This window comes from Sphingomonas sp. NFR15 (assembly GCF_900103265.1).
GTDB classification, from domain to species: Bacteria; Pseudomonadota; Alphaproteobacteria; order Sphingomonadales; family Sphingomonadaceae; genus Sphingomonas; species Sphingomonas pollutisoli.
In genome coordinates this window covers 148,589-160,666 of the sequence record NZ_FMWX01000007.1, presented here as the reverse complement: position 1 = coordinate 160,666, position 12,078 = coordinate 148,589, and the positions used below count along the sequence as shown (strand labels likewise).

General features: G+C 70.2%; 11 protein-coding genes. 4 read left to right on the top strand and 7 right to left on the bottom strand.

The window, feature by feature from the left end; translation table 11 throughout:
- Positions 1-33 precede the first annotated feature (33 nt).
- Genes BLS81_RS15940 through BLS81_RS15920 form a run of 5 tightly spaced genes read right to left on the bottom strand, consistent with a single transcriptional unit; the run spans position 34 to position 5,993 of the window.
- Positions 34-519 (bottom strand): hemerythrin domain-containing protein, encoded by a 486-nt coding sequence (locus tag BLS81_RS15940; RefSeq protein ID WP_093225336.1) that lies wholly within the window; start codon positions 517-519, stop codon positions 34-36.
- Positions 520-573: 54 nt separating this feature from the next.
- The gene (locus tag BLS81_RS15935) at positions 574-3,972 is read right to left on the bottom strand and encodes a chromosome segregation SMC family protein (RefSeq protein ID WP_093225334.1); all 3,399 of its coding nucleotides are present in this window, start codon (positions 3,970-3,972) and stop codon (positions 574-576) included.
- Between the two features lie 27 nt (positions 3,973-3,999).
- Positions 4,000-4,746: a DsbA family protein gene (locus BLS81_RS15930; protein WP_093225332.1), complete on the bottom strand. Its 747-nt coding sequence runs from the start codon at positions 4,744-4,746 to the stop codon at positions 4,000-4,002.
- A 27-nt stretch (positions 4,747-4,773) separates the two neighbouring features.
- Positions 4,774-5,454, bottom strand: a complete 681-nt coding sequence (locus BLS81_RS15925; RefSeq protein ID WP_093225330.1) for a DsbA family protein — start codon at positions 5,452-5,454, stop codon at positions 4,774-4,776.
- Positions 5,451-5,993 (bottom strand): DUF721 domain-containing protein, encoded by a 543-nt coding sequence (locus BLS81_RS15920; RefSeq protein WP_093225328.1) that lies wholly within the window; start codon positions 5,991-5,993, stop codon positions 5,451-5,453. The genes BLS81_RS15925 and BLS81_RS15920 overlap by 4 nt, the downstream gene beginning before the upstream one ends.
- Positions 5,994-6,043: 50 nt before the next feature.
- Here BLS81_RS15920 and BLS81_RS15915 point away from each other — a divergent pair, with 50 nt between their 5' ends.
- From BLS81_RS15915 to nudC, 3 genes are read left to right on the top strand one after another with little or no spacing between them, the layout of a single operon-like run.
- Positions 6,044-7,048 carry an A/G-specific adenine glycosylase gene (locus tag BLS81_RS15915; RefSeq protein ID WP_093225498.1) on the top strand — a complete coding sequence of 335 codons (1,005 nt, stop codon included), beginning with the start codon at positions 6,044-6,046 and terminating at the stop codon, positions 7,046-7,048.
- A complete protein-coding gene (locus tag BLS81_RS15910; RefSeq protein ID WP_093225327.1) occupies positions 7,045-8,367 on the top strand; it encodes a serine hydrolase domain-containing protein in 1,323 nt (440 codons plus the stop codon). Before BLS81_RS15915 ends, BLS81_RS15910 begins: the two co-directional genes overlap by 4 nt.
- Positions 8,364-9,233 (top strand): NAD(+) diphosphatase, encoded by an 870-nt coding sequence (gene nudC / locus BLS81_RS15905; protein ID WP_093225325.1) that lies wholly within the window; start codon positions 8,364-8,366, stop codon positions 9,231-9,233. Before BLS81_RS15910 ends, nudC begins: the two co-directional genes overlap by 4 nt.
- An 82-nt stretch (positions 9,234-9,315) precedes the next feature.
- Here the strand turns inward: nudC and BLS81_RS15900 are convergent, their stop codons facing one another.
- The gene (locus tag BLS81_RS15900) at positions 9,316-10,206 is read right to left on the bottom strand and encodes a prephenate dehydratase (RefSeq protein WP_093225324.1); all 891 of its coding nucleotides are present in this window, start codon (positions 10,204-10,206) and stop codon (positions 9,316-9,318) included.
- A gap of 106 nt (positions 10,207-10,312) precedes the next feature.
- Here BLS81_RS15900 and BLS81_RS15895 point away from each other — a divergent pair, with 106 nt between their 5' ends.
- Complete coding sequence (locus tag BLS81_RS15895) at positions 10,313-10,978, top strand: c-type cytochrome (RefSeq protein ID WP_093225323.1); 666 nt, start codon at positions 10,313-10,315, stop codon at positions 10,976-10,978.
- 202 nt (positions 10,979-11,180) lie between these two features.
- Here BLS81_RS15895 and BLS81_RS15890 read toward each other — a convergent pair whose 3' ends face one another.
- Positions 11,181-12,065, bottom strand: a complete 885-nt coding sequence (locus tag BLS81_RS15890; protein WP_093225322.1) for an LOG family protein — start codon at positions 12,063-12,065, stop codon at positions 11,181-11,183.
- Positions 12,066-12,078: the final 13 nt, after the last annotated feature.

The following is a 12,078-nucleotide window of genomic DNA, read 5'->3' as shown; positions in this document are numbered from 1 at the left end:
TCGACTTCGCTCGGGACGAACGACGCTTGTGCGTTACTCCCGCGCGTCGCCGCTCGGCGGGTTGGCCTCCGCCTCGGCGCTTTCGAGCGGTTTGCGCTCTTCGTAGATTTCGGCGAGCTTCGCCTCGGTCGCGTCGGACAGTTCCTCGGCGGCTGCCGGGAACATCTCTTCCTCTTCCTCGGTGATGTGATGCTCGTAGCGGCGGCGCATGTGGAAGAACTTCTCGCTCCACGCGTCCGATCCGAATTCGAGCTCGTGCATTTCGCCGATCAGATCGTCGACCTCCTTATGCTCGGCGACCGAATGGCGCGCATCGTCGCGCAACTCGGGATCGCCGAGCATCGTCGCATAGAGCGATTCCTCTTCGGCGGCGGCGTGGCCCTGCAGTTCGACGCGGAACGCCTCGAACAGCGCTCTGCGCTCCTCGCTCGCGCCGGTCAGTTCGCCGAGCTGCTTGAGCATGTCGCGCTGCTTGTCGTGGTCGCGCTTGAGGTCCTGGTAAATCTGCGCTTCGGCCATGCGGTGTCTCCCTGCGTGTCGGGCGATAACCTCCGGTGGCGCGTGGAAGTTGCGTCAGGCGGCAAGCAATCCCGCAGCACCGCCAAGATCGACCGAGACCAGGCGGCTGACGCCCTGTTCGATCATCGTCACGCCGAACAGCCGGTGCATCCGGCTCATCGTCACGGCATTGTGCGTGACGATCAGATACCGCGTCAGCGTCTGGCGGCTCATCGCGTCGAGCAGATCGCAGAAGCGCTCGATATTGGCGTCGTCGAGCGGCGCATCGACCTCGTCGAGCACGCAGATCGGCGCGGGGTTGGTGAGGAACAGCCCGAAGATCAGCGCGACCGCGGTGAGCGCCTGCTCCCCACCCGACAGCAAAGTGAGCGATTGCAGCTTCTTGCCCGGCGGCTGCGCCATGATTTCGAGTCCCGCCTCGAGCGGATCGTCCGAATCGACCAGTTCGAGATGCGCCTGTCCGCCGTTGAACAAGGTGGTGAACAGCCGCCGGAAATGCGTATCCACCGCCTCGAACGCGGCAAGCAACCGCTGGCGGCCCTCGCGGTTGAGCGTGCCGATCGACCCGCGCAGCCGGTTGACCGCGAGCCCGAGTTCCTCGCGCTCGGCGGCATTGCCCGCGCTCGCGGCTTCAAGCTCGGCCAGTTCGGTTTCGGCGACCAGATTGACAGGCCCGATCCGCTCGCGATCGACGCTGAGTTTCTCATGCGCGGCGGATTCCTCGCCCGGCGAACGTACCGTGCCGCCGTCGAACCCGACTCGCTCGGGAAGCAGCACGGACGGGCATTGGAAGCGCTCGCCCGACAGGCGATTCATCTCGACGCGGCGCAGCTCGTGGTTTTCGGCGCGCGCGGCGGCGCCGGCGCGGGCCTCGCGCGCCTCGGCGAGCGCTTCGGCGGCGGCGTGGGTGCGCGCCTCGGCGTCGCGGAGCGCGATATCGGCTTTGCGCTCGGCGGCGGCGGCGGTGTCGGCGGCGGCGCGGGCCTCGGCGTGCGCGGCTTCGCGCGCGCCGATCTCGGCGGCGAGCGCGGCGGGGCGGTCGGCAAGCGTCACGGCTTCGGCAGCGAGATCGCCGGCGCGCTTGTCCATCTCGGTGATGCGCTTGGCCGCCTCGCCCGCGCGTGAACGCCACCCTTTCGCCTCGGCGGCGGCCGCCGCGAGCCGCTCGCGCGCGTCGCCGATCGCCCGGTCGAGTCCGGTGCGTTCGGCGCGGACGGCGGCGATGGCGGTGCGTTTGGCGTCGGCGGCGGCGGAGAAGCCGGCGACGCGCGCACGGGTCTCGCTGCCGTCGGGGAGCGCGGCGCGCGCGGCGGCGGCGCGTTCCGCCTCCGCGCCCGCTTCGGCATGTTCGCCGCGCACCCGCTCGGCGCGGGCGGTGAGATCGGCGCGCTGCGCTTCAAGCCGTTCGAGCGCGGTGGCGGCACGGTCCTCGGCGCGGCCCGCATCGCGCGCGGTGGCTTCGGACGAGTCGAGAAGCCGCCGCGCATCGGCGGCGGCGCGGCGCGCTTCGCCGATCGCCGCGTCGATCCGCCGCAGTTCGCCATCGGCGGTTTCGACCGCGCGGACCAGCTCAGGACGCAACCGCTCGATCGCGCGGAGTCGGTTGAGGCGCTCGAGCCGCTCGGCCGCCGCCGCGCCACCGCTGCGCGCGACGTAGCCGTCCCACCGGCGCAGCGCGCCACCGAGCGTGACGAGGCGCTGCCCGACCGCCAGCGGTGCGCCGTCATCCTCCGGCGCGACGAAGATCTGCGCAAGACGGCGGGCGAGCGCGTCGGGCGCGGCGACGTGCCCGGCGAGCGGGGTCGTGCCCGGCGGCGCTTGCGGGTCGCCGGGTTCGACCGCCGCCCCCGCCCAATGGCGCTCCGCCGCGGGATCGAGCCCGGCCTCGAGATCGTCGCCAAGCGCGGCGGCGAGCGCGCGTTCGTAGCCGGGATCGGGGCGGAGCCGGTCGAGCAGCCGGTCGCGGCCGTCCCGCCGAGTGGCCTTGGTGAGCGCCGCCGCCTCGCTGTCGAGCGCAGACAGTTCGGCATGCGCGGCGGAGCGCTGCGACTGGGCATGGTCGCGCCCGCCGATCGCGGTGCGTTCGGCGGCATCGGCGCCGGCCAGCGCGGCCCGCGCCGCTTCGGCATGGCGCAGCGCCTGCGCACGCGCCTCCCCGGCGCGCGTGCGTTCGGCAAGGAACGGCGCTGGATCGGCGAGCGCGGCGGCCTCCGCGGAGACGCGCGCGAGATCACGCGCGGCACGATCAAGCCGCGCCCGCGCTGCCGACAACGCCGCGTCAGCGACGCGGACATCGGCGATCTCGCTTGCCTGCGCGGCGAGCGCCTGCGCCAGTGCCACCTCGGCATCGCGCCCGGCGCGCTCGGCCTCAGCGACAGCGGTGTCGAGCTCAGGCAACCGCGCGGCCGCCGCCGCCAGCCGCGCCTCGATCATTTTGGCGTCCTCGGCAAGCCGGGCGATCGCTTCGGCAGCGTCGCTCGCCAGCGCGCCCTCGCGCGCGCGATCAGCGGCAAGCCGCGTCGTGCTGTCGTCGAGTTCCTTGATCCGGCGCAGCACCGCCGCGTGATCGGCACGCAGGCCGGCGAGCGCGTGCCCGGCCTCGCTCGCGGCATCGCGCGCCGCCTGCGCGGTGGCGCGCGCCTGCGCGACGCTTTCGGTCGCCTGTGAGCTGTACGCGGCCGCCGCGCGCTGCGCCTCGGCGGCGGTGCTGACGCGCGCCTCGCAGGTGGCGGCTTCGGCCTTCGCGGCGTCCGCATCGGCCTGCGCCTCGCGCCAGCGGGCGAAGATCGTCCGCGCCTCGGCGACGCGGATCTGGTCGGAAAGCGCGCGATAGCGTTCGGCCTGCCGCGCCTGCCGCTTGAGCGCGGCGGCGCGGGCGTCCTGATCGGAGATCAACTCGTCGAGCTTGGCGAGGTTGGCCTCGGTCGCGCGCAACCGTGCCTCGGCATCCCTGCGCCGCACATGCAGCCCGGCGATGCCGGCCGCTTCCTCGAGCATCGCGCGGCGCTCGGCGGGCTTGGCGGCGATCACCGCGCTGATCCGGCCCTGGCTGACCAGGGCGGGCGAATGCGCGCCGGTGGCGGCATCGGCGAACAGCAGCGACACGTCCTTGGCACGCACGTCGCGCCCGTCGATCCGATAGGCGGAACCGGCGCCGCGCTCGATGCGGCGGACGATCTCGGTCTCGGTCCCGTCGATCTCGGTGAGCATCGCGACTTCGGCGAAGTCGCGCGCCGGGCGGGTGGAGGTGCCCGCGAAGATCACGTCCTCCATACCCGCCCCGCGCAGCGAGCGCGCCGACGTCTCGCCCATCGTCCAGCGCAACGCTTCGAGCAGGTTCGATTTGCCGCAGCCGTTGGGACCGACGATGCCGGTCAGACCGGGTTCGATGCGCAGATCGGCTGGATCGACGAAGCTTTTGAAGCCCGACAATCGCAGCCGTGTGATCTGCACCCTCAGCCCCCCGACTGGCCTAGCGCGTTACAGCGCGCCGGCGGCCTTCAGCGCGGGTTCGAGCTGCTCGTACGCCGCCGCATTGGGCACGACCTTGCCGTTGACGATGAAGGTCGGCGTGCCAGTGATATTGTATTTCTGGTTGGCGGTGTCGGTCTGCTTGGCGATCGCCTCGAGCGCCTTGCCGTCGGCGAGGCACGCCTTGGCCTTGGCCTCGGGCACGCCGCGCTGCTTCACGAAATCGAGATAGCCGTAGAAGTTGGCGAGGTACGAAATGACCTCGGCGGGCGTCGCGGTGTTGAGCCGGGCCTGATCGGCGGCGGGGATCTGGTCCTTGCGGTAGATCAGCGATTCCTGGTTGGCGAACATCTGGTCGAGCATCGGGAAGAATTGCGCCGGCTCGACGCACTGGCCGAGCAGGATCGGGCCGAGATCGAGCTGGTTGTGGACCGGATAATCATGGAATTCGTACGAGAGCTTGCCCGCCGCGATCGGCCCGGCCTTCAGCTTGGGCAGACCCTCGGCATCGAACACGCCGCAATGCGGGCAGGTGCGCGAGCCATATTCGATCAGCTTCACCGGCGCATCGGGGTTGCCCATGCGGTAGCCGCCGTCGTCGGTCTTGGCGACGGTATCCACCCAGCTCTGGCCGGCCGGCGCGGGCTTGGCGGCGACCGGCGCCGACGTCGCGCCACTGCCGCCGGTATCGGCGGCGGGCTTGCAAGCGGCGAGGGTGATCGCCGCGACGATCGCGACCGACAAACGCATGGTCATTCTGAGTTAGCTCCTGGAGAAAAAGGGTCAGTGGGCGCCGGCGGCACGCAGCGCCTTTTCGAGATCGGCCCAGCCTTTGTATTCATAGGGCTTGCCGTTGAGCACGAAGGACGGGGTGGAGCGCACCTCCTTCCACGATGCGTCGCTCAGCTTGGCGATGGCGGCGATGCCGGCCTCGTCGGCGAAGCATGCGTCGATCGCCGCGTCGCTCATCCCGCGCCCGCGCATCATTTGGTCAAGCCCGCCGCCGGTCGCGATCTTCTTCAACTGCGCGCCGACCGGATAGCTGGCCAGTCGCGCGCCGTTGATCTGGTCATAGTCGAACGCGCGCGGCAGCCATGCCTGCTGCTGCGCGAAGATCGCGTCAGTGGTCGCCGAGAAGCCCGCCGGGCCGGCGCAGCGCGCGAGCTGCGCGGCGGCGAGATCGACGCGATCCCGCACCGCGTTGCGCACTTCGATGCTGGTCGAGCCGGACTTCACGAACGTGTCCTTGAGCGTCGCCGCTGACTCGACACTGAACGCGCCGCAATGCGGGCAGGTGTAGCTGAGATATTCGATCAGCTTCACCTTGGCTTTCGGGTTGCCGATCACATACGCGCCGCTCGCGGTCTTGCTCGCGACCTTGGTCCAGTCGGGCGCGGCGGCGGCGGCGGCGGGGAGCGCCGCCAGCCCCAGAATCACCAGCAGAGCCGCCAGCCAACGCTTCATTCCTCACCCTTCCCTACTGTCGGCGCGCCGCGCGTCGATGCGACGCCCGCCGCCAGCGCCTCGAGCACCGCTTTCAATTCCGGGTCCGCGATCGCCCGCAGGCTGGCGCCGAGCTCGACCGGCACTGGCTTGAGCGACGGCGGCGCGGCGCGCGGGCGGGGCGCGGGCACGTCGCCCTGGCGGATCAGCACGCGCGCGACCGCGTCATAGCCGAAGAAGCGGTTGACGCGCTCGACGATCTCGGGCGCGATATGCTGCATCATCGTCGCATGCGCGCCGCGCACGACCAGGTTGAGCGTGCCGCCGCTGCGCTCGCCCTGCGGGAATTTGATCGATTCGGGCGCCGACACACCGGCATAGCGGCTGCCGACGATCTCGCCCCAGCGCGTCACGACGGCGCTCTGGACGAAGCCGAACCGGCGGAAGGCGGTGCGAGTCGCGTCGGGCAGCAGTTCGGCGACCGCGCGTGCGCCGCCGCCGCGACGCGGCGCGGGCGCCGGTTCGGTGGGAGGGCGACGTTTGCTCATCGCGCAGTCCATGCCATAGCCGGGGCGTGCGCGCCAAGCTTCCTTCCAACATCGCCGGGCCTTTGCTCGACTGGTACGATGCGCATGCCCGCGCCTTGCCGTGGCGCAGCCCACCCGGACACCCGCGCGCCGACCCGTACCGGGTGTGGCTGTCCGAGATCATGCTCCAGCAGACCACGGTCGCGGCGGTGCGGCCCAAGTTCGAGATGTTCGTCGCGCGCTGGCCAAGCGTGGATGCGCTGGCGGCGGCCGACGAGGCCGAGCTGATGGCCGCCTGGGCGGGGCTCGGCTACTATGCGCGGGCGCGCAACCTGATCGCCTGCGCGCGCGTGGTCGCCGCGGCGGGCGCGTTTCCCGAGACCGAGGCGGGGCTGCGCGCCTTGCCGGGCGTCGGCGCTTATACCGCCGCCGCGATCGCCGCGATCGCCTTTGGCGAACGCGCGGCGGTGGTCGACGCCAATGTCGCGCGCGTGGTGGCGCGGCTGTTCGCGATCGCCACGCCGCTCCCCGCCGCGATGGAGACGATCCGCGCCGCAACCGACACGATCACCCCGGCCGACCGGCCCGGCGACTTCGCGCAGGCGATGATGGACCTAGGGTCGAGCGTCTGTACGCCGCGCAACCCCGCCTGCCTCGCCTGCCCGCTCAGCGCAGCGTGTCTCGCGCATGCGGCGGGCATGGCCGATGCCTACCCGGTCAAACCCGCCAGGGCGGCGAAGCCGCAGCGCTACGGCACGATCTTCTGGCTGGAGGATGCCGGCCGCGTGCTGTTGGTGCGCCGCCCGCCCAAGGGTCTGCTCGGCGGGATGCGCGCGCTCCCGACCGGGCCGTGGGCCGCCGCGCCGCCGGTGCTGGCGGACGCGCCGGTGCGGTCGAACTGGCAGATGCTGTCCGGCACGGTGGGACATGTCTTCACCCATTTCCGCCTCGAACTCGCGCTTGCGATCGGCCAGGCGCACGGGCATGCGGTGGCCGGCGAATGGTGGCCCGTCGCCGATCTCGAATCAGCCGGGCTGCCGACCGTTTTCGCCAAGGCCGCCGCTGAAATCAGGAGAGTGACCGCATGATCCGACAGATCGCTTCGGGGGCCGCGCTGGCCGCATTGCTGGCGAGCGGCGCGCTCGCGTTCCAGGCGATGCCGGCCTCCGCGCCAGCGTCCGTGGCCACGACGAGTCCCCTGCCCGACACGCAGGCATTGTTCGAATCCTACGTTCGTACCGACAAGACGCCCGGCATCGTCGGCGCGTTCGGCGCGGGCGACCTGCCGACCGTGTTCGTCTCGGCCGGGCGCATCGCCGACGAGGCGACCGCCCCCGCCGCCGGGCCCGACAGCCTGTGGCGGGTCTATTCGATGACCAAGCCGATCACCGCGCTCGCCGCGATGATGCTGATCGAACAGGGCAAGATCGGGCTCGACCAGCCGGTGTCGGACTTCATTCCCGCGTTCAAGACGATGCGGGTGCAGATCAGCCCCGATTCGCTGGCGAGCAAACCCGCCGCCAGCCCGATCACGATCCGCCAGTTGCTGACCCACACCGCCGGCCTCGGCTATACGATCATCACGCGCGGGCCGCTGCTCGACGCCTATGAGAAAGCGGGCATCACCCCCTTCACCGCCGACGCCAAGAGCGAGGCGAAGATGCGGCTCACCCGCCCCAAGACGCTTGAGGATTTCGCCAACACGGTCGCCACGCTGCCGCTGATCGCCGAGCCGGGCACCAAATGGAGCTATTCGATCGGCCTCGACGTGATGGGCCGCGTGATTGAGGTGGCGAGCGGGATGCCGTTCGATCGCTTCCTGCAAACGCGCATCTTCACGCCGCTCGGCATGACCTCGACCTATTTCACCGTGCCGGGCAGCGAGGCGAAGCGGCTGGCGACCGGCTATGTCTGGGTCGGCGACGGGCGCGTCCCCCTCGATCGGGGCGCGAGTTCGGTGTTCCTCCAGCCGCCGAGCTTCCCCTATGGCGGCGCCGGGCTGGTCTCCTCGGCGCGCGATTACGATCGCTTCACGCACCTGTTGCAAGATGGCGGCGCGCTCGACGGGGTGCGGCTCGTCAAGCCGGAGACGGCTGCGCTGATGATGTCGAACCTGCTGCCGCCGGGCGTGACCTATACCAGCGTGTCGGGCGCGACCGGCGGCACCGCCGGCGGTGCCGCGACGATGGGCTATGGCGCGGGCGGCTCGGTCACCCTCGTCGATGTGCCGGGCGGCGCGCACAAGGGCACCTATGCCTGGGGCGGGGCCGCCGGAACGATCTTCTGGGTCGATCCGGTACGGCGCTTCCGCGGCACCGTCATGGTCAACTATCTGCCGAGCGACAAATGGCCGATCCGCAGCGATGTCGCCAAGGCGTTGCGCACCGATCTGGCGCGCTATCGGTGATCGCGCCCGGCTTCACCGGCGGACTGCTCGACCGGTCGGACGCGCTGCGCCACGATCCCGAAGGCTTCGCCGCCGCCGCGCGTGATCCCGCCGCGCGGCTGCTCAGGCTCGATGGCTATGAGCCCGACGTGGACGGCGAGGGCCGGCTGATCTGGACCGGTCTGGCGGACGCGCCGGAGGACGCCGAACTCGTACTGCTCGGGCTTGGCGGCGGCGTGCCGTATTTCGCCGCCTTCTCGGCGGCGGGGGCCGCGCCTTCGCGTCGCTCGGCGCGGCTGATGGATCTGCTCGGCCGGTTCGCCCCCGGCGAGGCCGCGACCTATGCGGGTGCGCGCAGCGTGCTCGATTGGCACGCGCGCCACCGCTTCTGCGCCAATTGCGGCGCACCGACCGAGATGTTTCGCGCCGGCTGGGCGCGCCTGTGCCCGAACTGCCACGCCGAGCATTTTCCGCGTGTCGATCCGGTCGTCATCATGATCGCCGAACATGAGGGGCGTGCGCTGCTCGGGCGGCAGCCCACGTTTCCACCGGGGCGCTATTCGGCGCTGGCGGGATTCCTCGAACCCGGCGAAAGCATCGAGGAAGCGGTCGTGCGCGAGATCGCCGAGGAAGCCGGCGTGCGCGTGCGCGAGGTGCGCTACATCGCCAGCCAGCCCTGGCCGTTCCCCTCCTCGCTGATGATCGCGTGCATCGGCTGCGCCGACGACGACCGCATCACGCTCGACACCAACGAACTTGAGGATGCGATGTGGGTGCCGCGCGAAGAGGTGCGCCGGATCCTCGCGGGCGAACCGGGTTCGTTCCTGCCGCCGCCGCCCTATGCGATCGCCAACACGCTGCTGCATGCTTGGGCCAAGGACGCTTAGCCCAGACCGTTCGGGTCGAGCGACATCGAGACACCTGTGCTCCCGCGCATGTCCCTCGATTTCGCGCGGGAATGCGGCGGGCTCAGCCCCGCGCCCTCGCCCTCGGATACGCGCCCAGCACGCGCATCGATTTCGAATGGAAGCCCAGTTCCTCCAGCGCGCGGTCGACATTGGGGTCGCCGGGGCGGCCCTCGATATCGCAATAGAATTCGGTCGCGGCGAAGGTGCCGCCCTGCTGATAGCTTTCCAGCTTGGTCATGTTGACGCCATTGGTCGCGAACCCGCCCATCGCCTTGTAGAGTGCGGCGGGCACGTTCTTCACCTTGAAGATCAGCGTCGTCATGAACGGCCCCTCGCCGGTGGGCGGATGGCCGGCGCGCGCCAGCACGACGAAGCGGGTGGTGTTGTGGTCGGCGTCGGCGATGTCGGTGGCGAGCGTTTCCAGGCCGTAGATCTCGGCGGCGCCCGGAGGGGCGAGCGCGGCGGTGGCGGGGTCGCCGAGTTCGACCACCATCGCCGCCGCACCCGCGGTATCGGGATAGCTGACCGGTGCGATACCGTGCTCGCGCAGCCAGTGGCGGCATTGGCCGAGCGCCTGCGGATGGCTCATTGCGTCCCGCACGCCGCTAACCGGCCCCAGCCCCATCAGCGCATAGCGGATCGGCAGGAAATGTTCGCCGGTGATGGTCAGCCCCGATTCGGGGAGCAGGAAATGGATATCGGCGACGCGCCCGTGAAGCGAATTCTCGATCGGGATGATCGCGCAGTCCGCAAGCCCCTCGCGCACCGCGTCGATCGCGTCGGAGAAGTCGAAACAGGGCAGCGGCAGACAGCCCGGAAACGCTTCCAGCGCGGCGATGTGCGAATTGGCCCCCGGCGCGCCCTGGAACGCGACCGCGCGGTGCGGCGCGGCGGCGGCTTGTTCGATCATGCGCGCGACGATCGGTCGCGCCGGTGCTGCGAAGTTTTCCATGATCGGCGAGGCCCTAGCGATGGCGCCCGCCGCGCACAAGCTTGGCTTGCGGTGGCGTGCCGGCGAATCTAAGGGTGGGATAATATCGGAGAGGGGCCACGCAACGATGGACAGCCGTACAAACACGATCGCGGGGTGGACGCTGGGCGCGTGTGCCGCCGCGCTGGCGCTGACCATCGCGGGCAGCACTCTGTTCACGGCGGAAAAGCCAGAGAAAGCCGGTTATCCCGTCGAGGGCGTCGCCGCCGATGCCGGCGGCGGCGAGGCCGAGGAACCGATCGCCAACCTGCTCGCCAAGGCCGATGCCGCCCACGGCGCCGAAGTCTTCAAGAAATGCGCCGCCTGCCACACGATCAATCAGGGCGGCGCCAACGGCATCGGCCCGAACCTGTGGGGCACGGTCGGCGAGGCCAAGGGCCAGGGCAAGGGCGGCTTCGCCTTCTCCGACGCGTTGAAGGGCAAGGGCGGCACCTGGGATTTCGAGGCGCTCAACCAGTGGCTCGCCAGCCCGCGCAAATATGTGCCCGGCACCAAGATGACCTTCGCCGGCCTGTCGGCCGCCAAGGACCGTGCCGACGTGATCCTCTACCTCAATCAGCAGGGTTCGAACCTGCCGCTGCCCGCCCCGCAAGCCGGCGCGCCGACCGCGACCGACGCCAAGGCACCCCCCGGTGCCGCCCCCGCCGCGCCGGGCGAAGAAGCCAAGCCGAGCGCGGAAGGCCTGTCGAATGTCGCCACGCCCGCGAACGCGGCGGCCCCTGCGGAGAAGTGACCACCCTATCCGTTCGCCCCGGGCGAAGTCGAGGGGCCAACGAAGCGTAGGTGCCTCGACTTCGCTCGGCACGAACGGGTGGGTTGACGTGCCTGACGCTCAGCCCCCGTTCGTCCTGAGCGAAGTCGAAGGACGTGCCGCAAGCGCATGCGCGCGGGCATGCGCTCCGACTTCGCTCAGTGCGAACGGTCGAAGAAGCGGATCACTCCGCCGGAAACACCGCCGGATCGGCGTCACGGTAGAAGTCGCGTACCACGTCCCAGCCTTCCTGCGCCGTCTCGACGAACTTGAAGATGTTGAGATCGCGGCGCGAGACCACCCCTTCCTCGACCAACGCCTGAAAATCGACGACGCGGTTCCAGAAATCGCGACCGTAGAGCAGCACCGGAATCGGCGCGATCTTACCGGTCTGGATCAGCGTGAGCAGCTCGAACAGTTCGTCGAACGTGCCGAACCCGCCGGGGAACGCCGCCAGCGCGCGCGCGTGGAGCAGGAAATGCATCTTGCGCAGCGCGAAATAGTGGAACTGCATCGACAGCGCCGGGGTGACATACCGGTTTGGCGCCTGTTCGTGCGGCAGCACGATGTTGAGGCCGATCGATTCATGCCCCGCCTCGGCCGCGCCGCGGTTGGCGGCTTCCATGATCGAGGGGCCGCCGCCCGAACAGACGACGAAGTGGCGCTTGCCCGCCTCGTCGTTGGGGAAGCGGCTCGCCAGGCCGGCGAGTTCGCGCGCGACATCGTAATAATGCGATTTGGCGACCAGCCGCTCGGCGATCACCCGCGCTTCATCGCCCTGCGCGAGATCGAGCATCGCCTGCGCCTTGGCAGGCTCCGGGATGCGCGCCGAACCGTAGAACACGAAAGTCGAGGCGATGTTCGCCTCTTCGAGGATCAGTTCGGGCTTGAGCAGTTCGAGCTGGAAACGCACCGGACGCAGATCCTCGCGCAGCAGGAAATCCATATCCTGGAAAGCGAGGCGGTAGGCCGGGGTTTCGGTTTGGGGGGTGCTGACGCCGGTCTTGGCTTTTTCGGCATCCTGGCGAGCGCGCGGAAAGACGCGCGACGGTACATGGGTATCACTCATTTGGCGCTATGTA